Raw genomic sequence first — 24,459 nt, 5'->3', positions numbered from 1 at the left:
GTCCGGTCGGCCGGAAGCACCGCGGCCCGGGCCGGCGGTCGCACCACCGGCTCCCTGCGTGCGGCCGCCCTCCGGCTCCTCCGGCGGCCGCCACTCCCCCACACCTGTTCGGTCCGACAGCAGAAAGGTAGGACCGGGCCCCGGCCCTCCATCGGTCACATGCCTGGTTGCCACCTGAACGAGTGAACCGGCGTGACCTCGCCCCGGAGCGGGGCGTTACCGCCCGTCCGTCCCCACGCCCCGCCGGGGCCGCGCCGCGCCCCCGCTCAGCCCCGCGCCGGCAGCTCCCGCGCCCCCTCAGCCCCGCGCCAGCAGCTCCCGCACCGCCCGGGCCACCCGCTCCGGGTGCTCCATCATCGCCACGTGCCCGGAGTCCGGCAGCACCAGCAGCCGGGCGTCCCCGAACGCCGCGCAGGCCCGTCGCGCCGAGCGGTACGAGACCAGCTTGTCGCGCAGCCCGTACACCAGCAGCGTGGGCGCCGTGACCCGCTCCGCCTGCCGCCAGAGCGCCTGCTCGCCCCGCTCGGTGTACGCCGAGACGATCCCGCGGGCCGAGCCGGTCAGCGCCCGCATCGCGTGCGGCACCGCGATCCGCCGCCGGTACTCGGCCACCGCCTCGGCCCGGGCCGCCGGCGAGAGGCTCCGCGGATCCCCGTAGACCAGCCGCAGCAGGCCCTCGGTGGCGTCCTCCGGGCTGCGGCCGTTCGACGGCAGCCGGCCCAGCAGGGCGGGCAGGCCGGGCACCGCGAGCAGCCCGGTCGGCCAGGCGGTGCGCTGCGGCGGCAGCTCGGGCAGCGCGGGCGAGATCAGCGTCAGGCTGCGCACCAGGTCGGGCCGGAGCGCGGCGAGCCGGACGGCGACGGCGCCGCCGAGCGAGTTCCCGAAGAGGTGCACCGGGCCGCGGCCGGTCGTCTCCAGGTAGCCGGTCACCGCGCGCACGTGCCCGGACACGGAGAGGTCGCCGTCGGCGGGCGGCGCCGAGTACCCGAAGCCGGGCAGGTCCACCGCCTCCCCGTCGACGAGGCCGGCCAGCCGCTCCATCAGCGCCGTCCAGTTGGCCGCCGAGCCGCCGAGTCCGTGCACGAAGAGTGCCTGCTCCCGGCCGTCGGCGGCCCCGCCGGCGGGCCGGTGCACCGCCAGTTCCGCACCGGCGGCACCGACCGTCCGGACCCGCGCGGGATCCCCCGCCTCCGTACGTACCCGCTGCTCGGCGCCGCTCATGGTGGACGATGGTAGTGAGCCGCGGGTGCACCGGGGCCGTCCCAGCTCTTGTCGCACCACTGCCGTCGCCGGTGGTCAGCGCCGTATTGTGGGCTCCTGACAAGGGGGCTCGGTGCTTTTCTCACGCTCGCCAAGCGCGAACGCGGTTACCGAAAAGTAGAATCGGTCATCTTGCCAGCCCCGAACAACCCGTGAAGTGAGGAGCGCCGTGACGGCCATCCAGGAGGCGCAGGAGCGCCCGCGCGGTGCCCGCCTGCCGCGAAGCGCCCGCCGTGAACAACTGCTCGGTGCCGCCCAGGAGGTGTTTGTCGCGCAGGGCTACCACGCGGCCGCCATGGACGACATCGCCGACCGCGCCGGGGTCAGCAAGCCGGTGCTGTACCAGCACTTCCCCGGGAAGCTGGAGCTCTACCTGGCGCTGCTGGACAAGCACTGCGACGCCCTGGTCGACTCGACCCGCGAGGCGCTCGCGGCGACCACCGACAACAAGCACCGGGTGGCCGCGACGATGGAGGCGTACTTCAACTACGTCTCCAGCGAGTCCGGTGCCTTCCGGCTGGTCTTCGAGTCGGACCTGACCAACGAGCCGGCCGTCCGCGAGCGGGTGGAGCGGGCCTCGGACGCCAGCGCGACCCTGGTCAGCAAGGTCATCCAGGAGGACACCGACCTCCCCGAGGCCGAGTCCAAGCTGCTCGCCGCCGGCGTCTGCGGCCTGGCCCAGATCACCGCCCGCTACTGGCTCTCCCAGGGCCTGGAGATCCCCCGCGACGAAGCCGTCCGGCTGGTCGCCAGCCTGGCCTGGCGCGGTCTGAAGGGCTTCCCGATGCACCCCGCCGCCGAGGCCGCCGAGGCGCAGGCCGCCGACCAGTGATCCGCCGACCTTCGCCAGGGCACTGATCCGGTGCTCTATGGTGAAGCCGTACGGCGCGATCACCACGAACGCTTGTCCCAGGCGGTCCGGTGACCGCGCGTGGCTGGCTGCAACCCGGAGGGACGGAAGTCGTGGAGGTCAAGATCGGCGTGCAGAACGCGCCGCGCGAGATCGTGATCGAGAGCTCGCAGACCGCCGATGAGGTCGAGAGCGCGATCGCCAAGGCGCTGGAGGGCCCCTCGAAGCTCTTCGCGCTGACCGACGAGCACGGCCGCCGCGTCATCGTCCCGGCCGAGCGCCTGGCGTACGTGGAGATCGGCGAGCAGGCCGCCCGCAAGGTCGGGTTCGGCACGCTCTGAGCTGCTTCGTGGTGCCCCGTTCCCCGCCCGGGGAACGGGGCACCACTGCGTGTACGGCCGGGTGGACCGGGGTACGGCGACAAGTGCGGCCGTCCGGAGCCGCCCACCGCACCGGGGAGGCACCCTTGCTGGTCGAGTCGATCGCCTTCGCCCTCGTCGGCCTGATCGTCGGGGCCACCGCGCTGCTGGCCCTGCCGGCGTACTTCCCGGCCGGCCGGGGGCTGACGCTCGGGACGGCGCTGGTGTCGGCCCTGCTCAGCGGGGTGATCACGCACTTCACGCTGGACGGCCGGGTCCCGGCGGCCAGCATCGGCATCGCGGCGGTCGCCTCGGCACTGCTCACCTCGGTGCTGGCCCGGCCCGACCTCGCGGCCGGGCGCCAGCCCGCCCACCGGCACCGCCCGCACCGGGCGGGCGCGCACCGCCGGCAGCGGCACGCCTGAGCCCCGCCGGCCCGGCCGGGCAGCTCAGGAGGCGAGCCCCAGCGCGGCCATCCGCTTGGTGTGCGCCTCGGTGATCCGGTTGAACATCTTGCCGACCTCGACCAGGTCGAAGCCCTGCACCTGGACGCCGCCGACCAGCAGGTTGGAGAGCGCGTCGCGCTCGGCGACCACCCGCTGGGCCTGGCTCAGCGCCTCGCCCATCAGCCGCCGGCCCCAGAGCGCCAGCCGGCCGCCCGAGCGCGGGTCGACCTCGATGGCCTGCCGCACCTTGTCGACCGCGAACTGGGCGTGCCCGGTGTCCGACATCACGCCGAGGACCAGGTCCCGGGTGTCGTCGTCGAGCCGCACGGCCACCTCGCGGTAGAAGTCCGTCGCGATCGCGTCGCCGACGTAGGCCTTGACCAGGCCCTCCAGCCAGTCCGAGGGCGCCGTCATCCGGTGGAACAGCTCCAGCGGCTCGACGAACGGCCGCATCGCCTCCTGCGGGTCCGCGCCGACCTCCGCGAGCCGGTCGTGCAGCCGCTGGTAGTGCTGGAACTCGGCGGAGGCCATCCGGGCCAGCTCGGCCTTGTCGGCGAGGCCCGGCGCGAGCTTGGCGTCCTCGGCGAGCCGCTCGAAGGCGCTCAGCTCGCCGTACGCGAGGGCGCCGAGCAGGTCCAGCACGGCCGCCCGGTAGCCCGGATCGGCCGAGCAGCTCGCCCAGTCCCCGATCGAGCCGGCCGTGTCGTCCTGCGTCTCACCATGGGTCTCCATGACCTGCCACCTTAGTCCGGCGCGGCCCCCCGCACACGCGCGGTGGCTCCCGGCGCCCGCTCCGCGACCGGTGCGCGGGGAGCCCGGCGCGGAGCGGGCGCGACGGTCCGCTGCGGGCGATGTCAGACGCGTCACGTGTTCGAGTCGTCGCGTGACTGTATGGTGGTAGCGAGGTCCGTAGTGCTCGCACGGTGTCACCGCCGTCTCGGTGCGCCGGGCAAGCCCGCTTCGTAGCGGCACCGTCCGGCAGGACGTGCCCGCACCGGAAGCCGGGCACTCACGTACGCGGATGCCCGGTCGGAGAGCCGATCGGCTCCGACCATGGCTTGGACTTCAAGCCTTGGCACCGCATCAGTGGCCGAGCGAGGGCCGCCGAGACCGCGCCGCACGGCGCAAGGTCCCGCGCAGGTCCCTCAAGGGAATCCTCCCCGACGCCGCCGTGACCGCGCCCCTCACCGGGCCCCGCGGACCGGCCGGCCGCAGGGACCGGCGCGGTTGTGCGTCCACGCAGCTGTACCAGGGCCGTCCAGGCCCGTACGCAGCAGCGCGGCTGCCCGCCCGCCGCTCGTTCTCGGCCCCTCCACACGGAAGAGGCAGCACCCTGTCCACCAACGCTGAACCCATCAAGACCACCTTCCGGGACCTGGGGATCCTCCCGGAGACCGCCGAGGCCCTGGAGGCCGTCGGCATCATCCACCCCTTCCCCATCCAGGAGATGACCCTCCCGGTCGCGCTGACCGGCCACGACGTCATCGGCCAGGCCAAGACCGGCACCGGCAAGACCCTCGGTTTCGGCCTCCCGCTGATCGAGCGGGTCGTCGTCCGGGCCGACGTCGACGCCGGCCGGGGCACCGAGGAGCAGCTCCACGAGGCCCCGCAGGCGCTGATCGTCGTCCCGACCCGCGAGCTTTGCACCCAGGTCACCAACGACCTGCAGACCGCCGGCAAGGTCCGCAACGTGCGCGTGCTCGCCGTCTACGGCGGCCGGGCCTACGAGCCGCAGGTCGAGGCGCTCAAGAAGGGCGTCGACATCGTGGTCGGCACCCCGGGCCGCCTGCTGGACCTGGCCGGGCAGAAGAAGCTGGACCTCTCGCGGGTTCGCTCGCTCGTCCTGGACGAGGCCGACGAGATGCTCGACCTGGGCTTCCTGCCCGACGTCGAGAAGATCCTGACCATGCTGCCGGCCAAGCGGCAGACGCTGCTGTTCTCGGCCACCATGCCGGGCCAGGTCATCAGCCTCGCCCGCCGGTACATGAACCAGCCGACCCACATCCGCGCCGCCGCGCCGGACGACACGGGCACCACCGTGGCCAACACCGAGCAGCACATCTTCCGTGCGCACTCGCTGGACAAGGTCGAGCTCGTCTCGCGCATCCTGCAGGCCGACGGCCGCGGGCTGGCGATGATCTTCTGCCGCACCAAGCGCACCGCGGCCGACGTCGCGGACCAGCTGACCCAGCGCGGCTTCGCGGCCGGCGCCGTCCACGGCGACCTCGGCCAGGGCGCCCGCGAGCAGGCCCTGCGGGCCTTCCGCAACGGCAAGGTCGACGTCCTGGTCTGCACCGACGTCGCGGCCCGCGGCATCGACGTCGAGGGCGTGACGCACGTCGTCAACTACCAGTGCCCCGAGGACGAGAAGACCTACCTGCACCGGATCGGCCGGACCGGCCGCGCCGGCGCCTCCGGCACCGCCGTCACCCTGGTCGACTGGGACGACATCCCGCGCTGGCAGCTGATCAACAAGGCGCTGGACCTGTCGTTCAACGCGCCGGAGGAGACCTACTCCACCTCGCCGCACCTGTTCGAGCTGCTGAAGATCGCCAAGGGCACCACCGGCGTGCTGCCGCGTTCGGAGCGGACCCGGGCCGGGCTGGGCGCGGAGGAGGTCGAGGACCTCGGCGAGACCGGCGGTCGCGGGGCCCGCTCGGCGCCCGGTCGCGCCCCCAAGGGCGGCCGGACCGGTGGCGGCCGGGGCGCCGCCCCCGTCGCCGAGGCGGCCGAGGAGAAGCCCGCCCGCCGGGCCCGCGAGCGCCGTCGCACCCGCGGCGGCTCCACGGTCGAGGGTGACGCCGTGCTCGACGCGACCACCGAGGCCGTCGCCGCGGTCGACGCCCCGGCGGCTCCGGCCGTCGAGGGTGCCGAGGGCGAGGGCGCGGCCCCGCGCCGCCGCCGTCGCCGTCCCCGCGCCGCCGCCGGCGAGACCGCCGTCGACGCGGTGACCGAGGCGCCCGCCGCGGTCGCCGAGGCCGCCGCTCCGGCCGCCGCCGTGCAGACCGAGGGGAAGCCGGCCGTGAAGCGGACCCGCTCGCGGGCCAAGGCGACGACGACCGAGCCGGTCGCCGAGGCCGCCGCGGCCCCCGAGGCCGGCGCGGACGCCCCGGCCGAGGCCGCGGCCCCGCGTCGTCGGGCCCGCACCCGCCGCCCGGCGGCTGCGGCCCCCGAGGCGGCCCCGGAGAGCTGATCCGGTCACGCACCACGCGCAGGGGGCGACCCCGTCCGGCCACCGGGCGGCGTCGCCCCCTGCGGCGTTTCCCCCCGGCTACGCTCGGCGTCACCGGCGCCAGTCGCCCCGCCGCACCGCACCCGCGCACGCAGGAGATCGCCCATGAGCACGCCGCCGTTCCTCACCCTCCCCCGCTGCGCGCGCGCCCTGCGGGTGCCGACGGCGCGCGGGGAGTTCGCCGCGCTGCGGGCGGAGCCGGCCGGCGCGGTCCGCGGGACGGCCCTGCTCGTGCCCGGGTTCACCGGCAGCAAGGAGGACTTCATCGCGCTCCTGGAGCCGCTCGCCGCGGCCGGCTACCGGGTGACCGCGGTCGACCAGCGCGGCCAGTACGAGAGCGGCGGCCCCGACGATCCGGCCGCCTACGCGGTCGACGCCCTGGGGGCGGACGTCCGGGCGCTCACCGCGGTGCTCGCCGAGGGCGACGCGCCGCTCCACCTGCTCGGCCACTCCTTCGGCGGCCAGGTGGCCCGGGAGGCCGTCCTGGCGGCGGCCGCCGACGGTCCGCTGCCGTGGAGCTCGCTGACCCTGATGTCCACCGGGCCGGCCTCGATCGAGCCCGCCGAGGCGGAGCGGACCAAGCTGCTGATCGGCGTGCTGCCGTCGATGAGCCTGGAGGAGATCTGGCAGGTGCTCCAGCAGATGGAGCAGCAGGCGGAGCAGACCGGCGGCGACCGGGCCCGCCGCCCCGCCCCCGAGGTCGCGGAGTTCCTGCACCGCCGCTGGGTGGCCAACGTGCCGCAGGCGCTCGCCACCACCGGCGCCCATCTGATCGCCGCGCCCGACCGGGTGGACGAGCTGGCCGCGACCGCGGCCGCGCTGCCCGCCCTGGTGCTCTCCGGGGTCCGGGACTACGCCTGGCCGGTGCCGGAGCAGACCCGGATGGCCGAGCGGCTGGGCGCCCGCCGCGTGGTGATCGAGGACGCCGGCCACTCCCCCAACGCCGAACGGCCGGAGGCCACCGCCGAGGCCCTGCTGGCCTTCTGGGGCTGAGCCCGGACCTTCCCTGGGTGGGGCGCCGGCGCCCCGCCCAGGCAAGTCCCAGGACAAAAGTCGTTAGTTGCGGTAATATTTGATTCTGTCCGGGAATCATCGTCGGGGTCTACGCTGGCGACAATCCGCCGAAACCTGGGCTTTACGGACGGGCAACGGCCCGGTAGCAGCACCACGAGACAGTGGTTCACGAGGTACCAGACGCACTTGGCAAGCAGGGGGAGCCCCTTTGCCTCAGCAGACCGTCGACCGTTCGATCCGACAGACCGCGAAAGGGCTGATACCCACTCAGCCACGACCGCCCCGCCCGACGGGGCAAGAGAAGGAGAGGCCCATGCGCTTCGAGATCGTCCGACTGGACGACGCCCACGGCACCGCCATCGACCGCGTGATCGCCGACGCCGAGACCGTCCGCGAACTCGTCCAGGCCGCCGCCCGCACCGGCGAGCGCCTGCTCATCCGTCCGTGCCCGACCGTCTGACCCAGCGCGGCGCCTCCGACCGGGAGCCCTCACCCGCCGCCGAAGAGCCGGGAGCGTCCGATCCCGACGTTCCGATACCCGACTGACGCCCCGTCACCGCGATCGCCGTTGACGGGGCGTCAGTTCGTCCGGCCCGGCCCACCCGGAGCGGCACCGACGTTTGCCACCGGCCGCCGCTGGACATTCCCTAGCGGGAACCGCCCGCAGCGCGCCCGCCCGGCGCCGAACGGGTGTCCGCACCGACAGGTACCGCCGCGCCCTCCGTACGGGTGATCGTCCTTGACGCGGCGGTCCGGAGGGAGGAGCGTTGTCGGCTATGAGGGGCGAGCCTAGCTGCCCGAGGTGCGCCGGTCGGGTCCGCGCCCCCGGTCTGTTCTCAGACACCTGGCAGTGCGACCGGCACGGAGCGGTGCACCCGATGCAGCCCGTGCTGCCCCCGAGCGTGGAGGCGCTCGGCGTCGCCGTCGCCCGTTCCCAGGTGCCCGTCTGGCTGCCCTGGCCGCTCCCGGTCGGCTGGCTCTACACCGGCATCGCGCACGTCGGCGACGACGTCTCGGGCGCCCGGGCCACCGCGGTCGCCTGCTCCGGACCGGCGCCGCTGGGCGGCTTCGGAGAGCTGGTGCTGGTCGCCGAGGAGCTGGGCGTGGGGCTCGGCGCCCGGTACGCGGGCCTGTCCGGGCCGGACCCGGGCGAGTCCGTCTCGCTCTACAAGCCCGCCGACGCCAAGCTGATGGCGGCCGGGCGGCCCACCCCGATGTTCCACGTCCCGGACGCGCCCGCCGATCGCGCGGTGTTCGTCGGCGAGGCCCGCGGCCTCTGGCTCTGGGCGGTCGCCTGGCCCGAGCAGTCCGCCCTGGTGATGTACGACGAGCTCGTCCTCACGGATCTGCGCGAGGCCGGCGCCGAGCTGGGCCTGCTGCCCTGCGGCGCGCTCTCCCCCCAGCTGCTGGGCTGACGGCCCGCCGGGCGCCCGCACTATCCTGGGCGGCACCCGCCGCCCACCCCAGGAGCCGACCCCGTGCGCATCGACCTGCACGCCCACAGCAACGCGTCCGACGGCACCGACAGCCCGGCCGAGCTGGTCGCGGCGGCCGCCGCCGCGGGCCTGGACGTGGTGGCGCTCACCGACCACGACACGGTGGCCGGCCACGCCGAGGCCGCCGAGGCGGTCCGCGCGCTGCCCTCCGGCACCCGGCTGAGCCTCGTCCCGGGCGCCGAGCTGTCCTGCGCGGTGGACGGCATCAGCCTGCACCTGCTGGCCTACCTCTTCGACCCGGCCGAGCCGGCCTTCGCCGGCGAGCGCGAGCTGGTGCGCACCGACCGGTTCCGCCGCGGGCGGGCCGTCGTCGAGCGCTGCCGCGCGCTGGGCGCCGACATCAGCTGGGAGCAGGTCCAGCGGATCGCCGGCACCGGCTCGGTCGGCCGGCCGCACATCGCCAGCGCGCTGGTCGAGGCGGGGGTGGTGGCCACCGTCTCCGACGCCTTCACCCCGGAATGGCTGGCCAACGGCGGCCGGGCGGACGTCCGCAAGCACGAGACCGATCCGGCCGAGGCCGTCCGGCTGGTCCGGGCGGCGGGCGGGGTGCCGGTCTTCGCCCACCCGGGCGCGGTCAAGCGCGGGCGGACCGTCTCCGACCAGGTGATCGCGGACCTCGCGGCGGCCGGGCTCGCCGCGCTGGAGGTCGACCACATCGACCACGACGAACCCACCAGGGCCCGGCTGCGCGGACTGGCCGCCGACCTCGGCCTGCTGACCACCGGTTCCAGCGACTACCACGGCACCCGCAAGAGCGTCCGGCTCGGCGAGCACACCACCGACCCCGGCGTCTACGAGGCGCTGCTGGCCCAGGCCACCGGCGCGAAGCCCATCGAGGGCTGAGCCCGCCCGGCCGGACGCGCGGGCGTGCGGGAGCACCCCGCCGGGCCCGGCGGGAGCGCGCGCCCCCGCTGCGGCGGGCACCGGGCCCTGCGGACCCCGGTGACCGGACGTCAGTCCAGCGGCACCCCGCGGCGGTCGGCGTCGCGCAGATCGGTGCCGTGCTTCAGCCAGCGCTCCTCCAGCGCGGCCGCGCCGTGCACCCGCTTCCAGCCGGCCTCGTTGGGCGTCATCGGCAGCAGCGGGAGGAAGCGCACCGGGTCGGCCGGCTCGTCGAGTTCCAGGTCGGGCACCAGACCGCCCGGTTCGGCGGCCAGCACCGAGGTGAACGGCGCGCCGTCCCAGAGCGGGGCGCCGAGGTCCAGCGAACCGCCGGGGGCCAGCACCAGGCCCTCCACCTGCGGCGTCGCGGCGAAGGTGGCCAGGGTGCGGAGCACGGTGTCGCGGGCCCCACGGATCGTCAGCAGCAGTTCGGCGCGGGGGCCGCGGACCTGGTCGGCGACCGGCGCGGTCGGGTCCGCCATCGGCGCGGCGGCCATCCCGAGCGTGGCGTAGCGGACCAGCCCCTCGGCGTCCGGGCCGAAGCGCAGCACCTCGATCCGGTCCGCGCCGAGGAAGGTGACCGCGGCGCGGCCGCTCGGCTCGCCGAAGGTGGTCAGCAGCCGGGCCTCGACGGCGGCCAGCACGGCCTCCCGGGAGAGGCCGGCCGGGTCGTGGGAGCCGCCGGAGGGGTCACCGAAGAGCGGGAAGTCGTGCGCCATGCCGGTGAGCGTAACCGGTGCGGCCGCGGAGCCGGCAGGACCACCGGGAGAACGTCGCAGCGACGATGCCCGGTCAGATGTTAGTGTGAGCGACTGGCCACCGGGGATCCTCTCTCCGGGGCAGCGGCGTGAAGGAGGTGGTTGCGGTGGATACCAGCCGACCATGCAGTACCGGCAGCTCTACCCGGCCCGGACGCCTTCCCCGTACCCCTCGCCTCGCAGGCTGAAACAGCGGCACCAGTAGCCGATCGGCAGCCGCGTTCCTCGAGACGGACCCAGGCGAAGTCGGCCCCGGCCGGGAGAGCACCCTCACCGGCGTCCGGTCGTTCCAGCGCGAGCCCCAGCAAGGCCGAGGACCGACCGCAGGCGTCATTCCACCGGTGTTCCATGCCGTCGCACCACGGCCATCCGCCACCGTGCCGCCGTGCGGCGGCTCCTGCCCAGGGAGCCTGCCATGTCGATGATCAACAGCCTGCGCGCAGCCGTCCGCACCAACCGCCGCCGTTCCGCGAGCGGCCTGTTCGACTCGATCCACCCGGGCCAGTCCGCCTCCGCGGTGGTGGACTGCGCGGTGTACCAGGCCGGCAAGCGGCACGGCGAGAGCTGCAGCCCGCGCGAGGCGGCCCGCCGGGTGAAGGCCTCGCAGCAACTGCCGGACGGCGCGGCATCGTTCAGCTGGATCGGGCTGCACGAGCCGACCGAGGCCGAGTTCGAGGGCATCGCGCAGCGCTTCGGCCTGCACCCGCTGGCGGTCGAGGACGCCGTCCACGCGCACCAGCGGCCCAAGGTCGAGCGGTACGACGACGTGCTGTTCGCCGTCTTCAAGACGATCCGCTACGTCGAGCACGACCAGCTCACCCCGACCAGCGAGGTGGTCGAGACCGGCGAGCTGATGGTCTTCGCCGGGCGGGACTTCGTCATCACCGTCCGGCACGGCGGGCACAGTTCGCTGCAGGAGCTGCGGCACCGGCTGGAGGCCGACGCGGACGGTTCCGGGCTGCTGGCCAAGGGCCCCTCCGCGGTGCTGCACGCCATCGCCGACCACGTGGTGGACAACTACCTGCTGGTCGCCGACCGGCTCCAGACGGACGTCGACGAGATCGAGTTCGACGTCTTCTCCAACAAGGGCGGCCGGGGCACCGACGTCGGCCGGGTCTACCAGCTCAAGCGCGAGGTCCTGGAGTTCAAGCGCGCGGTGACGCCGCTGCTGCGGCCCATGCAGCAGCTCTCCGAGCCGCTCCAGCGGCTGGTCGACCCGGACATCCAGAAGTACTTCCGGGACGTCGCCGACCACCTCGCCCGGGTCACCGAGCAGGTGCACGGCTTCGACGAGCTGCTGAACTCGCTGCTCCAGGCCAACCTGGCCCAGGTCTCGGTCGCGCAGAACGAGGACATGCGCAAGATCACCGCCTGGGCGGCGATCTTCGCCGTGCCCACCATGATCACCGGCGTCTACGGCATGAACTTCGACTACATGCCGGAGCTGCACCACGAGTACGGCTACCCGATGGTGCTCGGCAGCGTCGTCCTGATCTGCATCGGGATGTACCGCGGCTTCCGCCGCAACGGCTGGCTGTAGCCGGCCGTCACCGCCGGCCGCCCCGGGCGACCAGGACCAGGCCCAGCAGGATCAGCACCACCGCCGGGTAGGCGGCCACCGGGGGCCACTGGCCGAGCCAGAGCGCCGCGATCAGCGCGGCGCCCGGCGTCTCCAGCAGGATGGCGGTGGAGGTGACGGACGGGCCGAGGGTGCGCACCACCCGGTTGCTGAGCGAGTGGCCGAGCAGCTGGGCGGTGACCATCAGCAGCACGATCTGCCACCAGACGCCGGCCGGCCAGCCGGCCATCGGCGTCCCGGCCACCAGGCAGACCACCAGCAGGACGGCCGCCGTGGTGGCGTAGCAGACCAGGGTGTAGGCGGTGGTGCTGACGGTCCGGCGGACCTCGGCCCCCAGCAGCATGTAGCCGGCCGCGGCGAGGCCCGCGCCCAGCGCCAGCGCGTCGCCCAGCAGGGCCCGCGGCGAGAGCGTGAGGTCGACCCCGGTGAGCACCAGCACACCGGCGAACGCCACCGTCATGCCGATCCACACCGCTCGGGGCGCCCGCACCCCTCCGAGGCGCATCAGCAGGATGGTCCAGAGCGGCGTGGTGGTCACCAGCGCGGTCGCCGAGGCCACCGAGGTCATCCGCAGGCTCGGCATCCAGAGCGCGAAGTGCACGGCGAGCAGCGCGCCGGCCGCCGCCGCCAGCAGCAGTGCCCGGCGGCCGATCCCGCGCAGCTCGGCCCGGTGCCGCAGCAGCGCGTACGGACCCAGTACGCCGACCGACATGACGTTGCGCCAGAACGCGATCGCCAGGGCGGGCGCGGCGGTGGCGCTGATCAGCGGCGCGGAGAGCGAGATGCCGGAGACCGAGACGGCGAGCAGCAGCAGGTCCAGCCTGGGGAGCGGGTGCGGCGGCGGCGCGGCGGGGCCGGACGCGGTGGCGGGGGCTGCGGTCTCGGGCCGGGTCGGCACGGTGCTCCTCGGGCTCGGGGTGGGAGTCGGGCGGCTCCTAAGGTAAGGCCCGTGCGGCCGTCTTGGAACTGTCGCCCGACCGGTGAGACACCCCGTGGACAGCTCAGGCCGTACGCTGTCCGCCATGGACCGTACGCCCGCCGCAGCCGCCACCGCCGATGACTTCCTCGACCGGGCCCTCCTGGAGGAGGCCGCGAAGAAGTCCGGCCTGCTCTGGGTGCGCGCGGACGGCCAGGAGCACAGCCGCCCGCTCTGGCACGCCTGGCACGACGGCGCGGTGGTCGTGGTCGGCGACGGCGCCGAGCAGCCGCTGCACGGCCTGACCGCCGGGGCCGGCGCGGTGGTGACCGTCCGCAGCAAGGACAAGGGCGGCCGGCTCACCGGCTGGACGGCCCGCGTCGTCGAGCCGGAGCCGCACGGCGAGGCCTGGCTGGGCGCCGTCGAGGAGCTCAAGGGCAAGCGGCTGAACGCGCCCGACACCGACACCATCGCCGACCGCTGGGCCCGCGAGTGCCGGGTGCTCCGGCTGGAGCCGGCCGGCACCGGGCGGGACCTGCTCGCCGAACACCCGGGCGCCATGCCCGACGAGTCCCACGCCACCGCGCCGCTGCCCACCTCGGCCACCACCCGCGAGCCCGTACCGGCCGGCCTCCCGAAGCTGCTGTTCAAGCGCCGCAAGCGCTGAGCCCGCGCCGCGCCACCGCTCGGCCCTCCCCGGACGGCCGGATCGGCGCCGTGGCTCGTCGGGCCGGGTGCGGGACGCGCGGGTAGCCTGGGGCTGGTCCGACAAGCCGCGGGCCGCGCCCGCGTGCTCCTCGGGGCGCCGAGCGAGCGAGGGAGTCCATGGCAGGGGCAGGCAGCCGGGTCTTCATCTCGCACCTCTCCGGCATCGCCGTCTTCGACCCGAACGGCGACCAGGTCGGCCGGGTGCGCGACGTGGTGGTCACGCTCCGCCTCGGCGGCCGGCCGCCCCGGGTGCTCGGTCTGGTGGTCGAGGTGATCGGCCGGCGCCGGATCTTCCTGCCGATGACCAGGGTGACCAGCCTGGAGTCCGGCCAGGTGCTCACCACCGGCGTGATCAACATGCGCCGCTTCGAACAGCGCCCGTCCGAGACCCTCGTGCTCGGCGAGCTGCTGGACCGCACCGTCAGCTGGACCAAGACCGGTCAGGACGTCACCGTCCTGGACGTCGCGATGGTGCAGACCCGGCTGCGCGAGTGGGAGATCAGCAAGGTCTTCGTCCAGGTCGGCCGGGTCGGCCGGCTGCGCAAGGCCAAGGGCGAGTCGCTCACCCTGGACTGGCAGGACGTCACCGGCTTCAGCCTCACCGAGGAGGGCCAGGGCGCCGCCAACCTGCTCGCCACCTTCGACCAGCTGCGCCCCGCCGACCTCGCCAACGTCATGCACCACCTCTCCGCCAAGCGCCGCGCCGAGGTGGCCGCCGCGCTCGACGACGAGCGGCTCGCGGACGTCCTGGAGGAGCTGCCCGAGGACGACCAGGTCGAGATCATCGGCAAGCTGAAGGACGAGCGCGCCGCCGACGTGCTGGAGGCGATGGACCCGGACGACGCCGCCGACCTGCTCTCCGAGCTGCCCGGCGACGAGGCCGAGCGGCTGCTCCAGCTGATGGAACCGGACGAGGCCGAGCCGGTCCGCCGGCTGCTGCGGTACGAGGAGAACACCGCCGGCGGTCTGATGACCACCGAGCCCATCGTGCTGGAGCCGGACGCCACGGTGGCCGAGGCGCTGGCCCGCGTCCGGGTCGCGGACAACAAGCCGGCGCTGGCCGCGCAGATCTTCGTCTGCCGCCCGCCGAACGAGACGCCGACCGGCAAGTACCTGGGCACCGTGCACTTCCAGCGGCTGCTGCGCGAGCCCCCGTACACCCTGGTCGGCTCGCTGGTGGACGACGACCTCGACCCGCTGCCGCCGGACACCCCGCTGTCCCTGATCACCAGCTACCTGGCGACGTACAACATGGTCGCCGCGCCGGTGGTCGACGAGGCGGACCACCTGGTCGGCGCGGTGACCGTCGACGACGTGCTCGACCACCTGCTGCCGGAGGACTGGCGCGAGGCCGCCCTGCACGGACCGGACGACGAGCGAGAGGTGCTGACCGGTGGACGCTGACCGCAAGGGCCGACGGGAGGACACCCCCCGCCAGCGTCTCCAGGGCGAGCTGCGCCAACTGCGCCAGCTGCGCGAACTGCGCGCCCGGGAGGGCGCCCGCGAGCGCCGCGCCGAGCCCTCCACCGGCGTCGCCTCCCGCTCCCGGCTGGACCAGCCGCGGACCACCAGGCCCGGCCTGATCACCCTGCCGACGTACGACCCGGAGGCCTTCGGCAAGCTCTCCGAGCGGATCGCGCGCTTCCTGGGCACCGGGCGGTTCATCGTCTGGATGACCGTCGTCGTGGTCGTCTGGGTGGGCTGGAACACGGTGCTGCCGGACGCCGTCCACTTCGACGACTACCCGTTCATCTTCCTCACCCTGATGCTCTCGCTGCAGGCCTCGTACGCGGCGCCGCTGATCCTGCTGGCGCAGAACCGCCAGGACGACCGGGACCGCGTCAACATGGAGCAGGACCGCGCCCGCAGCGAGCGGAACATCGCCGACACCGAGTACCTGACCCGGGAGGTGGCGGCCCTGCGGCAGGGCCTCGGCGAGGTCGCCACCCGGGCTTTCATCGCCTCGGAGCTGGGCGCGGTCCGCTCCGAACTGCAGTCCCTGCTCAAGGAGATCGACGAACGCCGGGAGAGTTCCGGGATGCTGTGACCGGCAGCACGCTACCGACCGGTTAAGCGGTACGCCCGGCGCCGTACCATCAAGGCATGGCCAACGAGACAGAGGTCGCGGCCGGCGTCACGGAGGAGTCCGTACGCCAGGCGCTGGCGACCGTGAACGACCCGGAGATCAACCGTCCGATCACCGAGATCGGCATGGTGAAATCGGTCGAGATCGCCGAGAGCGGCGAGGTCCGCGTCGCGGTCTACCTCACCGTCTCCGGCTGCCCGATGCGTGACACCATCGTCACCCGGGTGCGTGACGCGGTCGGCGCGGTCCCCGGCGTCACCGGCGTCGAGGTCGAGCTCGACGTGATGAGCGACGAGCAGCGCAAGGAGCTCTCCCAGCTGCTGCGCGGCGGCGCCCCGGAGCGCGAGATCCCGTTCGCCAAGCCGGGCACGCTGACCCGGGTCTACGCGGTCGCCTCCGGCAAGGGCGGCGTCGGCAAGTCCTCCGTGACGGTGAACCTCGCGGCCGCGATGGCCGCGGACGGCCTGAAGGTCGCCGTGGTGGACGCCGACATCTACGGCCACAGCGTGCCGCGCATGCTGGGCGTCGAGGGCCGGCCCACCCAGGTCCAGGACATGATCATGCCGCCGCAGGCGAACGGCGTGAAGGTCATCTCGATCGGCATGTTCACCCCCGGCAACGCCCCGGTGGTCTGGCGCGGCCCGATGCTGCACCGCGCGCTCCAGCAGTTCCTGGCCGACGTCTACTGGGGCGACCTCGACGTCCTGCTGCTGGACCTGCCGCCCGGCACCGGCGACATCGCGATCTCGGTCGCGCAGCTGGTCCCGAACGCGGAGATCCTGATCGTCACCACCCCGCAGATGGCCGCCGCCGAGGTGGCCGAGCGGGCCGGCACCATCGCGGTGCAGACGCACCAGAAGATCGTCGGCGTGATCGAGAACATGTCCGGCATGCCCTGCCCGCACTGCGACGAGATGATCGACGTGTTCGGCACCGGCGGCGGCCAGATCGTCGCGGACGCGCTCACCAGGACCGTCGGCGCCAACGTGCCGGTGCTCGGCTCGATCCCGATCGACGTCCGGCTGCGCGAGGGCGGCGACGACGGCCGCCCGGTCGTGCTCGCCGCGCCCGACTCCCCCGCCGGCGCCGCCCTGCGCGCCGTCGCGGGCAAGCTCGGCGGCCGCCAGCGCGGCCTCTCCGGCCTCTCCCTCGGCCTCACCCCGAAGAACAAGTTCTGACCCTCACGAAGGGCCGGGCGGTTCGCCCGGCCCTTCGTGCTGTCCCGGGGCGGGCCGGGGCGGGCTACGGGCGGGTGTAGGCGGTCAGGTCGGGGACGGTGGAGAAGCCGGTGCCGTAGGCGCTGACGCCGCGGCCGTAGGCGCCGAGGAGGACGCCGGGGGCCTCGCCCGCGAGGACCCAGCCGTACTCGGACTCGCGGTAGCGGAAGGGCTGCGGCAGACCGTTCACCGGGAGGCTGAGGGTGGACCAGCCGGGGCCGGCCAGGTCGTCGGCGAGGTCCCAGGCGAGGGTGCTCTGCTGGTCCAGCCAGTCCTGGCGCAGCGTGCGGTCCAGCTGGCCCGGCCAGGTGGAGGCGAGCAGGCCGGAGCCGGCCAGCCAGGCGGCGGAGGAGGCCGAGGTCGCCTCCAGCGTGCCGGTGTTGTCGGCGCTGCGGCGGCTGCCCCGGCGGGCCACGGTGACGACCACGGCGAACTTGCGCATGTCCCGCGGCTCGTACTGCCGGGCCGGCTCCTCACCGTGGCCGAGGGTGCCGTAGTCGACGCTGCCGGGCGCGCCACCGCGCGGGCCGCCGGCGCCGGCCTGGATCAGGTAGCGGCGGCCGGTCCAGCCGTCGTCCAGGCCGTACCAGGGGAAGTCCGCCGACAGGTAGGGGACCAGTGGGTCGGCCGGGCCGGCCTGTCCGCCGACCGTCGGGCCGTCGGCCGTCGCCGTCCCCACCGCATGACTCGTCGCGTCCATCCCGGGCCTCCTCAACGCAGATCTCCTGCCGTGGTGCGCTCCCATGGTGGCGTACCGCGGCGTTCCCGCCGGGTGCCTTCGGGCCGGAACCGACCGGAAGTGACCGACGGCACAGCGGGAACATTCAGCACAATAGCGGCGCACATGCCGCCGCCCCGCTCAGCCGTGCGGCCGGGCGGGGCGGTGGCGCCGTCGGAGCGACGCGGGATCAGGTGGCGTCGGGGTCGAACGGAGGGCGCTCGCCGGGCTGGAGCGCGGCGCCGGCGGAGGCCGGGGCCACCGCGGCGGACTTGTCCATGCTGACCGTGCCGGCGCGCCCGTGGCCGTTCACGGCGGCGGCGGGCTTGTCGTCCAGCACCGAGCGGATGTCCAGGCTGTCCCGCATCTCCTTGAGGCCCAGCGGATCGTCCTGGCCGCCCATGAGCTGCTTGCGGACGAAGGTCTTGGGGTGGAGGTCCTCGAACTCGAAGTCCTTGAACTCCGGGCCCAGCTCGCTGCGGATGTCCTCCTTGGCCGAGTCGGCGAAGGAGCGGACCTTCTTGATGAAGCCCATGGTGTCCTGGATCAGCTTCGGCAGCTTGTCCGGACCGAAAATCACGATGGCCATGATGACCAGAGTCAGGATCTCCAGTCCGCCTACGTCGCTGAACACCTAAGCTCCCTCAGCTCGTCGGACAACGGGTTCCTACAGCGTAATGGCCACCGTCGGATCCGGACCCCACAGTGTGATGAAGCCGTGGTGAAGAGCCGTCGATGGCCATGGCCGCGGTGGCCGGTCCGCGCTACCGGTTCTCCTGGTGCAGCCCGGCGAGGCCCGAGCTCGGGGTCCGGTCCGGCACGATCTGCTGCGGGGTCGCGCTGCGGGTGGCCGCCACCGGGCGGACCGGGAAGTCCACCGGGACCTGGGCCTTCATCGGGGCGTACCCGCCGCCGCGGCCGGGGTTGCCGGCCGGGCTCACCGAGGTGCCGTGCTGATCGTCGCTCTGCGCGGCGAAGCCACCGACCCCGCCCAGCGTCACCGCGGCGACCGAGAAGGCCCCGGCGGCGGCGAAGACGAAGCGGCGCCCGCGCGGCGGAGCCTGCCGGGTCACCACGGGGCCGGTGGCGGCCGCGGCCGGGCGCGGCACCGCGGAGGCCTCGGGACGGCCGGAGCGCCGGCCCATCAGCGGGCGCAGCACCGAGCTCCCGCGCCCGAACGCGCGGGGGTCGACACCGGGCACCGGTGCGTCGGCGCCGAGCGCGCCCGCACCGAAGGCGCCCGCGCCACGGCCGAAGGAGCCGCCGTTCAGCCGGCTGCCGCCGAGCGTGCCGCCGGCCTCCGGCCGGGGGGACCCCCAGGCCGCGGGCAGGCCGCCGCCGGGCAGGTCGTCGTCGTCCCGGCGCGGCCGCTCGGCGGGAGCGTCCTCGTCCTGGAGCGTGCCGACGGCCATCAGCCGGGACATCAGCGCCGAGGACGGGCCGGGGGTGCCGGTCCGGGTCAGCAGGTGCTTCACGGCGCGGCCCTCGTCGGCCTCGGCGAGGCACTGCGGGCAGGTCGCCAGATGGGCCTGGACGCGGTCGCGGGAGTCGTGGCCGAGTTCGCCGTCGACGAAGGCGGAGAGCCGCTCCCCGAGGTGGTGCTCCTCGGCGGCGGGTTCGGCGGGCCGGACGGCGACCGCGCGCAGCGACGCCTCACCCGGCAGGGCCGGAACGGGCGGCAGCGGGTCCTCGGCGCCGTCCTCGTGGCCGCGCCGGCCCAGCTGGGGCCAGCCGCCGCGCCAGGGGGCGGCCTTGCCGGGAGCGTCCGGCCGACCCGGTCCCGACCGGCCGGTTCCGCTCACGATCGCCTCCGTCCGCGCCCGCCCGGCGCGACCGTGGCCTCACCCGCGGCGGCGCCGACCGGCACCGGTACCGGCTCCTCGGAGCCGCCCCGGCGCTCGCGGCCCGGGGCCGCGCCGGGGGCGCGGTGCTTCAGCGCGGCGCGCAGGTGCGAGCGGCCGCGGTGGATCCGGCTGCGGACGGTGCCGAGCTTGACGCCCAGCGTCGCCGCGATCTCCTCGTAGGAGAGGCCCTCGATGTCGCAGAGCACCACGGCGGCCCGGAACTCCGGGGCGAGGGTGTCCAGCGCCTGCTGGACGTCGGCGTCGAAGTGGGTGTCGCTGAAGTGCTGGGCCGGGCTGGGCTCGCGGCTGGCCAGGCGCTCGGCCGCGTCGTCGCCGAGCGCGTCGAAGCGGATCCGCTGGCGCCGGCGGACCATGTCCAGGAACAGGTTGGTGGTGATCCGGTGCAACCAGCCCTCGAACGTGCCGGGGGTGTAGGTCGACAACGAACGGAACACCCGGACGAAGACCTCCTGGGTGAGGTCCTCGGCGTCGTGCTGATTCCCCGTCAGGCGGTAGGCGAGGCGGTAGACGCGGGCGCTGTGCGCCTCGACGATCTCCTCCCAGGAGGGCGGAGTCCAGGTCTGCGCGTCGGGACCCTCGGCGAAGCTCGCGAGGGCGGCGGGTGCCTCGGTGGTACCGGCGGCCGGCGTCGCGGCGACCGGCTGGTCCAGGGTGGAGTGCGCAGACTGGTTCATCACGGGCTTCGGCGTACGGGCTGACGCGGTGCCGCGGGAGTGCCGCCGCACAGGGACGTCGCCCTCGGCCACACCTCCTCGGTTGGCTCTTCTGCCCAGCAGGGCCACCACCATATCCACCTCGCCCGTCAAGCCCGGATAAAAGTGCCCGGGGGGGTATCGCGGGGGTATCCGTCGACCGGTCCCTTCCTCAGCAACGGCCCGCCGCCGTACGCGGTTCCCGGTCGGCCAGTAATCTGTGCCAGGAAATATCGACTTCCGCTCGGCACCGGGCCATCGCCCGGGGCTCCGAAAGAGGCAGCCATCAGCGAGTTCGGGCCCGCGCGCGTGGCCCTCTCCGACACCTTCGTCGGCGAGGACGCGGTGCTCACCTACGCCCGGGCACAGTCCGCGCGCACCGGTATCAGGGCGATCGGACCGGGCGGCGGGGCCTGTCTGCGGCTGCTGGCGGCCGCCCTGGACGCCAAGGCGGTGGCCGAGATCGGCACCGGGACGGGCGTCTCCGGCGTCTATCTGCTGCGCGGGATGCGCCCGGACGGGGTGCTCACCACCGTCGACACCGAACCGGTGCGCCAGCAGCTGGCCCGGGAGGCGTACCACGCGGCCGGGTTCGCGGCGAACCGGTCCCGTTTCATACCGGGCCGGGCCCTGGACGTGCTGCCGCGGCTCGCGGACGGCCAGTACGACCTGGTCTTCTGCGACGGGGACCCGGCGGAGTCCCGGGAGTACCTGGCGGAGTCGCTGCGGCTGCTGCGGCCGGGCGGGATGGTCTGCTTCGAGGGCGTCTTCCAGGAGGGCCGGCTGGCCGAGCCGGACCAGCAGGACCCGCAGACCCACGCGGTGCGCGACCTGGTCCGGGACGTCCGGGAGAGCGAGGCCCTGCTGCCGGCGCTGCTGCCGGTGTCGGACGGGCTGCTCTGCGCCGTGAAGCGCTGACCGGGCCGGCGCCCCGACGGCGGCCCGACGGCGGCCGCCCGGGAACCACAGAGCCCGGGCCGACGTAGTGTCGTACCCGGGCCCGGCGGCACATCTCCAGGAGATGGGGAGCACCCGCTGCGGTCAGCCGCAGGCCTTCTTCAGGGCCTCGCCCAGGGCGTCGGCCTCGTCAGGCGTGAGCTCCACCACAAGGCGTCCGCCGCCTTCGAGCGGAACGCGCATGATGATGCCCCGCCCCTCTTTGGTGACTTCGAGCGGGCCGTCACCCGTCCGCGGCTTCATGGCCGCCATGCTCGTTCCCCTTCCTGCAACCGCTCAGCTACGCACCGGCAGTCCGTCCACCGCCGGTATCGAACGCATTGATCGGAAGCCATTATCCCGCATGCCACGGCCTGATGACCAACATCACTCTCGGCGCAACCACGGCCGGACCGGCTCCAAGCGCCACATTTCCTGCCATAAGCCCCGGCGCGGCGGCGGTCGGCGCGCCGCCGAAAGGTGCGATACCTCACACTCCCCACCCGGCCGCACGCTCCGGCATCCTGACACACGACCGAGCTGTGCCGATCGCAAGGGAGCCCCTCGCCCATGTCCGATTCCGTGCTGTACGAGCTGGACGGCGGCCTCGCCGTCATCACCATCAACCGCCCCGGGGCGATGAACGCGCTGGACACCGCCACCAAGGTGGCCCTGCGCGACACCATGACCGCCGCCGCCGAGGACCGGGCGGTGCGGGCGGTGCTGCTCACCGGCGCCGGTGAGCGGGCGTTCTGCGTCGGGCAGGACCTCAAGGAGCACCTGGGCCTGCTCAAGCGGGCCGAGGAGACCGGTGAGGGCGCGCTGAAGACCGTCTCCGAGCACTACAACCCGCTGGTGCGGGCGCTGGCGGGGATGCGCAAGCCGACGGTGGCGGCGGTCGGCGGCGTCGCGGCGGGCGCGGGCGCCTCGCTGGCCTTCGCCTGCGACTTCCGGATCGTCGCGGACACGGCCGGCTTCAACACGGCCTTCGCCGGGATCGCGCTGACCGCCGACTCGGGTGCCTCCTGGACGCTGCCCCGGCTGGTCGGGCACGCCAAGGCCACCGAGCTGCTGATGCTGCCGCGCACGGTGAAGGCCACCGAGGCGATGGAGCTGGGCCTGGCCACCAAGGTCGTCCCGGCCGCCGAGCTGGCCGCCACCGCCCGGGTCTTCGCCAAGGAGCTGGCCGAGGGCCCGACGGTCGCGTACGGCACCATCAAGGAGTCGCTCGCGTACGGCGCCTCGCACTCCCTGGACGAGCTGCTCGACAAGGAGGACGAGCTGCAGACCCTGGCCGGCGACAGCGAGGACCACCGGATCGCGGTCCGCGCGTTCATCGCCAAGGAGAAGCCGACGTACCTGGGCCGCTGAGGCCCGGTGGGGCACCGCCCGGGCCGTGCGGGCCCGGGCGGGGTCCGGCGGGGTCCTCCCGGGGCCCGGGCGGGCCTAGACGGCCCGCAGGGCGCTCCGGACGTGGCAGTCCGCAAGGTGGTCGTCGACCAGGCCGCAGGCCTGCATCAGCGCGTACGCGGTGGTCGGGCCGACGAAGCGGAAGCCCGCCTTCTTGAGCGCCTTCGCCAGCGCCGTCGACTCGGGCGTGACGGCCGGGACCTCCGCCAGGGTGCGGGGGGCCGGCCGGTCCGGCGCACCGGCGTACTGCCAGATCAGCGCGTCCAGGCCGCCGTCGAGGTCGCGGGCGACCTTCGCGTTGGCGATCGACGCCTCGATCTTGGCCCGGTTGCGGATGATGCCCGCGTCGCCGAGCAGCCGCTCGACGTCCGCGGGGCCGAACTCGGCGACCTTGTCGATCGCGAAGCCCTCGAACGCGGCCCGGAAGCCCTCACGGCGGCGCAGGATGGTGATCCAGGAGAGGCCGGACTGGAAGGCCTCCAGGCAGACCCGCTCGAACAGCGCGTCGTCGCCGTGGACCGGGCGGCCCCACTCGGTGTCGTGGTAGAGCCGGTAGTCGTCCGCCGAGTCGCCCCAGCCGCAGCGGCGCAGGCCGTCCGCGCCGAGCGCCGCACCGGCCTCGGTCACTGGTCCGCCGCCGGCTTCGCACCCTCCGGGCCCTTGGTCAGCGTGCTGACGGGCTCCACCACCTGCGCGAACTCCTCCAGCCCGGGCAGCGGTTCGGCCCCGGCGTCCGGGCCGGTGGCCTCGACGGCGCCGCGGACCGCGCCGGCGGCCTCCAGCTCGGCGATCCGCGAGTCCCGGTAGGCGAGTTCGGCACCGAGACGGTCCAGGACGTCGTCCACCTCGTCCATCCGGTAGCCGCGCACGGCCATCGGCAGCCGGATGCCGTCCACGTCGTCCCGGCTCAGCGGACGGTCCTGCGGCAGCCGGGCGGCGATCCGGTCCTGCACCGCCTCCGGCAGTGAGCCGCCCCCGCCGAGCGCCACCAACGCGGCGCCTCCGACCACGACGGCCATCGCCACCACGATCACCCAGAACACGAGCGGTCCTCCCGACTTCCCTGCCGGCGCTGACAACAGTGCCCGGCTCACGATCATGACAGCATGGTTCCCGATAGGCCGGGGGCCATCATCGCACCCGGAGCAGCTGTGGAGGAGACATCGGTGGCACTGCGCCTGGGACCACGGGAATTCGGTGACGACGAGCTGGTGATCATGGCCATCGTCAACCGCACTCCGGACTCGTTCTTCGACAAGGGCGCCACCTTCGCGGACGAGGCCGCGTTCGCCGCCGCCGACCGCGCGATGGCCGAGGGCGCCGCGATCCTGGACATCGGCGGGGTGAAGGCCGGACCGGGCGACGAGGTGACCGTCGAGGAGGAACTGCGGCGCACCGTGCCGTTCGTGGCGGAGCTGCGCAAGCGCCACCCGGACGCCGTGATCAGCGTGGACACCTGGCGCCACGAGGTCGGCGAGGCGGTCTGCGAGGTGGGCGCGGACCTGCTCAACGACGCCTGGGGCGGGGTCGATCCGAAGCTGGCCGAGGTGGCCGCCCGGTACGACGCCGGCCTGGTCTGCACCCACGCGGGCGGCGCCGAACCGCGGACCCGGCCGCACCGCACCGGCTACCCGGACGTGATGGCGGACATCCTGCGGGTGACGGTCGGCCTGGCCGAACGGGCGGTGGAGCTGGGCGTGCGGCGGGACGCGGTGGTCATCGACCCGGGGCACGACTTCGGGAAGAACACCCGGCACTCGCTGGAGGCGACCCGCCGGCTGCCGGAGATGACCGCGACCGGCTTCCCGGTGCTGGTCTCGCTCTCCAACAAGGACTTCGTCGGCGAGACCCTGGACCGGCCGGTGAACGAGCGGCTGCTCGGCACGCTGGCGACCACGGCGGTCTCGGCCTGGCTGGGCGCCCGGATCTACCGGGCGCACCAGGTGGCCGAGACCCGGCAGGTGCTGGACATGGTCGCCTCGATCCGGGGCACCCGCCCCCCGGCGGTCGCCCGCCGGGGACTGGCGTAGGGCGC

General features: G+C 74.4%; 26 protein-coding genes and 1 pseudogene. 16 read left to right on the top strand and 11 right to left on the bottom strand.

Features of this window, described 5'->3' with window-relative positions; all coding sequences use genetic code 11:
- Positions 1-297 precede the first annotated feature (297 nt).
- Entirely contained in the window at positions 298-1,221 is a 924-nt protein-coding gene (locus tag ACZ4UX_RS12605) for an alpha/beta fold hydrolase (protein WP_465706620.1), read from the bottom strand.
- Positions 1,222-1,429: 208 nt separating this feature from the next.
- Between ACZ4UX_RS12605 and ACZ4UX_RS12600 the strand changes: the two genes are divergently transcribed.
- The 3 genes from ACZ4UX_RS12600 to ACZ4UX_RS12590 all read left to right on the top strand — a co-directional run bounded on the left by ACZ4UX_RS12600 (position 1,430) and on the right by ACZ4UX_RS12590 (position 2,894).
- Entirely contained in the window at positions 1,430-2,092 is a 663-nt protein-coding gene (locus ACZ4UX_RS12600) for a TetR/AcrR family transcriptional regulator (protein ID WP_329489487.1), read from the top strand.
- Positions 2,093-2,223: 131 nt separating this feature from the next.
- Positions 2,224-2,451: a DUF3107 domain-containing protein gene (locus tag ACZ4UX_RS12595; protein ID WP_329489486.1), complete on the top strand. Its 228-nt coding sequence runs from the start codon at positions 2,224-2,226 to the stop codon at positions 2,449-2,451.
- 125 nt (positions 2,452-2,576) lie between these two features.
- The gene (locus ACZ4UX_RS12590) at positions 2,577-2,894 is read left to right on the top strand and encodes a hypothetical protein (RefSeq protein ID WP_329489485.1); all 318 of its coding nucleotides are present in this window, start codon (positions 2,577-2,579) and stop codon (positions 2,892-2,894) included.
- A 24-nt stretch (positions 2,895-2,918) separates the two neighbouring features.
- Here the strand turns inward: ACZ4UX_RS12590 and ACZ4UX_RS12585 are convergent, their stop codons facing one another.
- A complete protein-coding gene (locus ACZ4UX_RS12585) occupies positions 2,919-3,647 on the bottom strand; it encodes a ferritin-like fold-containing protein (protein ID WP_465706619.1) in 729 nt (242 codons plus the stop codon).
- 511 nt (positions 3,648-4,158) lie between these two features.
- On the opposite strand from ACZ4UX_RS12585, the pseudogene ACZ4UX_RS12580 reads away from it, so the two are divergent.
- The 5 genes and pseudogenes from ACZ4UX_RS12580 to ACZ4UX_RS12560 all read left to right on the top strand — a co-directional run.
- Positions 4,159-6,105 (top strand): annotated as a pseudogene (locus ACZ4UX_RS12580) (DEAD/DEAH box helicase); the annotation flags it as partial.
- A 147-nt stretch (positions 6,106-6,252) separates the two neighbouring features.
- The gene (locus ACZ4UX_RS12575) at positions 6,253-7,140 is read left to right on the top strand and encodes an alpha/beta fold hydrolase (RefSeq protein ID WP_465706618.1); all 888 of its coding nucleotides are present in this window, start codon (positions 6,253-6,255) and stop codon (positions 7,138-7,140) included.
- A gap of 334 nt (positions 7,141-7,474) precedes the next feature.
- The gene (locus ACZ4UX_RS12570; RefSeq protein WP_465706617.1) at positions 7,475-7,621 is read left to right on the top strand and encodes a hypothetical protein; all 147 of its coding nucleotides are present in this window, start codon (positions 7,475-7,477) and stop codon (positions 7,619-7,621) included.
- 316 nt (positions 7,622-7,937) lie between these two features.
- Positions 7,938-8,576 carry a DUF6758 family protein gene (locus tag ACZ4UX_RS12565; protein ID WP_329489481.1) on the top strand — a complete coding sequence of 213 codons (639 nt, stop codon included), beginning with the start codon at positions 7,938-7,940 and terminating at the stop codon, positions 8,574-8,576.
- A gap of 63 nt (positions 8,577-8,639) precedes the next feature.
- Positions 8,640-9,500: a PHP domain-containing protein gene (locus ACZ4UX_RS12560; RefSeq protein ID WP_352295855.1), complete on the top strand. Its 861-nt coding sequence runs from the start codon at positions 8,640-8,642 to the stop codon at positions 9,498-9,500.
- Positions 9,501-9,610: 110 nt separating this feature from the next.
- Here the strand turns inward: ACZ4UX_RS12560 and ACZ4UX_RS12555 are convergent, their stop codons facing one another.
- Positions 9,611-10,258, bottom strand: coding sequence for a suppressor of fused domain protein (locus tag ACZ4UX_RS12555; RefSeq protein WP_465706616.1), 648 nt, complete (start codon positions 10,256-10,258; stop codon positions 9,611-9,613).
- A gap of 454 nt (positions 10,259-10,712) precedes the next feature.
- On the opposite strand from ACZ4UX_RS12555, the gene corA reads away from it, so the two are divergent.
- Complete coding sequence (gene corA, locus ACZ4UX_RS12550; RefSeq protein WP_465706615.1) at positions 10,713-11,837, top strand: magnesium/cobalt transporter CorA; 1,125 nt, start codon at positions 10,713-10,715, stop codon at positions 11,835-11,837.
- 7 nt (positions 11,838-11,844) lie between these two features.
- Here the strand turns inward: corA and ACZ4UX_RS12545 are convergent, their stop codons facing one another.
- Positions 11,845-12,774, bottom strand: coding sequence for a DMT family transporter (locus tag ACZ4UX_RS12545; protein ID WP_465706614.1), 930 nt, complete (start codon positions 12,772-12,774; stop codon positions 11,845-11,847).
- Between the two features lie 124 nt (positions 12,775-12,898).
- On the opposite strand from ACZ4UX_RS12545, the gene ACZ4UX_RS12540 reads away from it, so the two are divergent.
- From ACZ4UX_RS12540 to ACZ4UX_RS12525, 4 genes are all read left to right on the top strand, one after another.
- Positions 12,899-13,459 carry a pyridoxamine 5'-phosphate oxidase family protein gene (locus ACZ4UX_RS12540; protein ID WP_352295860.1) on the top strand — a complete coding sequence of 187 codons (561 nt, stop codon included), beginning with the start codon at positions 12,899-12,901 and terminating at the stop codon, positions 13,457-13,459.
- 158 nt (positions 13,460-13,617) lie between these two features.
- Entirely contained in the window at positions 13,618-14,904 is a 1,287-nt protein-coding gene (locus ACZ4UX_RS12535) for a magnesium transporter MgtE N-terminal domain-containing protein (protein ID WP_465706613.1), read from the top strand.
- Between the two features lie 49 nt (positions 14,905-14,953).
- Positions 14,954-15,547 (top strand): DUF1003 domain-containing protein, encoded by a 594-nt coding sequence (locus ACZ4UX_RS12530; RefSeq protein ID WP_465706746.1) that lies wholly within the window; start codon positions 14,954-14,956, stop codon positions 15,545-15,547.
- A 56-nt stretch (positions 15,548-15,603) separates the two neighbouring features.
- On the top strand, positions 15,604-16,764 hold the full coding sequence (locus tag ACZ4UX_RS12525; protein WP_329489475.1) for an Mrp/NBP35 family ATP-binding protein: 1,161 nt from the start codon (positions 15,604-15,606) through the stop codon (positions 16,762-16,764).
- A 64-nt stretch (positions 16,765-16,828) separates the two neighbouring features.
- Here the strand turns inward: ACZ4UX_RS12525 and ACZ4UX_RS12520 are convergent, their stop codons facing one another.
- The 4 genes from ACZ4UX_RS12520 to sigE form a co-directional block, all read right to left on the bottom strand.
- Positions 16,829-17,503 (bottom strand): hypothetical protein, encoded by a 675-nt coding sequence (locus tag ACZ4UX_RS12520; RefSeq protein ID WP_329489474.1) that lies wholly within the window; start codon positions 17,501-17,503, stop codon positions 16,829-16,831.
- A 208-nt stretch (positions 17,504-17,711) separates the two neighbouring features.
- Positions 17,712-18,155: a sec-independent translocase gene (locus ACZ4UX_RS12515; protein ID WP_359803284.1), complete on the bottom strand. Its 444-nt coding sequence runs from the start codon at positions 18,153-18,155 to the stop codon at positions 17,712-17,714.
- Between the two features lie 130 nt (positions 18,156-18,285).
- Complete coding sequence (locus tag ACZ4UX_RS12510) at positions 18,286-19,323, bottom strand: zf-HC2 domain-containing protein (protein ID WP_465706612.1); 1,038 nt, start codon at positions 19,321-19,323, stop codon at positions 18,286-18,288.
- The gene (gene sigE, locus ACZ4UX_RS12505; RefSeq protein ID WP_380388406.1) at positions 19,320-20,060 is read right to left on the bottom strand and encodes an RNA polymerase sigma factor SigE; all 741 of its coding nucleotides are present in this window, start codon (positions 20,058-20,060) and stop codon (positions 19,320-19,322) included. Before sigE ends, ACZ4UX_RS12510 begins: the two co-directional genes overlap by 4 nt.
- A 327-nt stretch (positions 20,061-20,387) precedes the next feature.
- Here sigE and ACZ4UX_RS12500 point away from each other — a divergent pair, with 327 nt between their 5' ends.
- Positions 20,388-20,996 (top strand): O-methyltransferase, encoded by a 609-nt coding sequence (locus ACZ4UX_RS12500; RefSeq protein ID WP_329489471.1) that lies wholly within the window; start codon positions 20,388-20,390, stop codon positions 20,994-20,996.
- Between the two features lie 123 nt (positions 20,997-21,119).
- Here ACZ4UX_RS12500 and ACZ4UX_RS12495 read toward each other — a convergent pair whose 3' ends face one another.
- A complete protein-coding gene (locus ACZ4UX_RS12495; RefSeq protein WP_014137929.1) occupies positions 21,120-21,287 on the bottom strand; it encodes a DUF3117 domain-containing protein in 168 nt (55 codons plus the stop codon).
- Between the two features lie 297 nt (positions 21,288-21,584).
- Here ACZ4UX_RS12495 and ACZ4UX_RS12490 point away from each other — a divergent pair, with 297 nt between their 5' ends.
- The gene (locus tag ACZ4UX_RS12490) at positions 21,585-22,385 is read left to right on the top strand and encodes an enoyl-CoA hydratase-related protein (RefSeq protein ID WP_465706611.1); all 801 of its coding nucleotides are present in this window, start codon (positions 21,585-21,587) and stop codon (positions 22,383-22,385) included.
- 75 nt (positions 22,386-22,460) lie between these two features.
- Here the strand turns inward: ACZ4UX_RS12490 and ACZ4UX_RS12485 are convergent, their stop codons facing one another.
- Positions 22,461-23,051, bottom strand: a complete 591-nt coding sequence (locus ACZ4UX_RS12485) for a DNA-3-methyladenine glycosylase I (RefSeq protein WP_329489469.1) — start codon at positions 23,049-23,051, stop codon at positions 22,461-22,463.
- The gene (locus tag ACZ4UX_RS12480) at positions 23,048-23,467 is read right to left on the bottom strand and encodes a DivIVA domain-containing protein (protein WP_352295877.1); all 420 of its coding nucleotides are present in this window, start codon (positions 23,465-23,467) and stop codon (positions 23,048-23,050) included. The genes ACZ4UX_RS12485 and ACZ4UX_RS12480 overlap by 4 nt, the downstream gene beginning before the upstream one ends.
- A 174-nt stretch (positions 23,468-23,641) precedes the next feature.
- Here ACZ4UX_RS12480 and folP point away from each other — a divergent pair, with 174 nt between their 5' ends.
- Positions 23,642-24,454 (top strand): dihydropteroate synthase, encoded by an 813-nt coding sequence (gene folP, locus ACZ4UX_RS12475; RefSeq protein ID WP_352295922.1) that lies wholly within the window; start codon positions 23,642-23,644, stop codon positions 24,452-24,454.
- Positions 24,455-24,459: the final 5 nt, after the last annotated feature.

Source organism: Kitasatospora sp. NPDC028961, assembly GCF_055564815.1.
This window is presented reverse-complemented; position numbering and strand designations above follow the sequence as displayed.

What these genes read in the sequence shown, in the direction of transcription:
- ACZ4UX_RS12555 (WP_465706616.1), bottom strand. Translation starts at nt 10,258, where the DNA reads ATGGCGCACGACTTCCCGCTCTTCGGTGACCCCTCCGGCGGCTCCCAC.
- ACZ4UX_RS12495 (WP_014137929.1), bottom strand. Translation starts at nt 21,287, where the DNA reads ATGGCGGCCATGAAGCCGCGGACGGGTGACGGCCCGCTCGAAGTCACC.
- ACZ4UX_RS12490 (WP_465706611.1), top strand. Translation starts at nt 21,585, where the DNA reads ATGTCCGATTCCGTGCTGTACGAGCTGGACGGCGGCCTCGCCGTCATC.
- ACZ4UX_RS12605 (WP_465706620.1), bottom strand. Translation starts at nt 1,221, where the DNA reads ATGAGCGGCGCCGAGCAGCGGGTACGTACGGAGGCGGGGGATCCCGCG.
- corA (WP_465706615.1), top strand. Translation starts at nt 10,713, where the DNA reads ATGTCGATGATCAACAGCCTGCGCGCAGCCGTCCGCACCAACCGCCGC.
- ACZ4UX_RS12535 (WP_465706613.1), top strand. Translation starts at nt 13,618, where the DNA reads ATGGCAGGGGCAGGCAGCCGGGTCTTCATCTCGCACCTCTCCGGCATC.
- ACZ4UX_RS12585 (WP_465706619.1), bottom strand. Translation starts at nt 3,647, where the DNA reads ATGGAGACCCATGGTGAGACGCAGGACGACACGGCCGGCTCGATCGGG.
- ACZ4UX_RS12520 (WP_329489474.1), bottom strand. Translation starts at nt 17,503, where the DNA reads ATGGACGCGACGAGTCATGCGGTGGGGACGGCGACGGCCGACGGCCCG.
- ACZ4UX_RS12565 (WP_329489481.1), top strand. Translation starts at nt 7,938, where the DNA reads ATGAGGGGCGAGCCTAGCTGCCCGAGGTGCGCCGGTCGGGTCCGCGCC.
- ACZ4UX_RS12570 (WP_465706617.1), top strand. Translation starts at nt 7,475, where the DNA reads ATGCGCTTCGAGATCGTCCGACTGGACGACGCCCACGGCACCGCCATC.
- folP (WP_352295922.1), top strand. Translation starts at nt 23,642, where the DNA reads ATGGCCATCGTCAACCGCACTCCGGACTCGTTCTTCGACAAGGGCGCC.
- ACZ4UX_RS12540 (WP_352295860.1), top strand. Translation starts at nt 12,899, where the DNA reads ATGGACCGTACGCCCGCCGCAGCCGCCACCGCCGATGACTTCCTCGAC.
- ACZ4UX_RS12575 (WP_465706618.1), top strand. Translation starts at nt 6,253, where the DNA reads ATGAGCACGCCGCCGTTCCTCACCCTCCCCCGCTGCGCGCGCGCCCTG.
- sigE (WP_380388406.1), bottom strand. Translation starts at nt 20,060, where the DNA reads ATGAACCAGTCTGCGCACTCCACCCTGGACCAGCCGGTCGCCGCGACG.
- ACZ4UX_RS12525 (WP_329489475.1), top strand. Translation starts at nt 15,604, where the DNA reads ATGGCCAACGAGACAGAGGTCGCGGCCGGCGTCACGGAGGAGTCCGTA.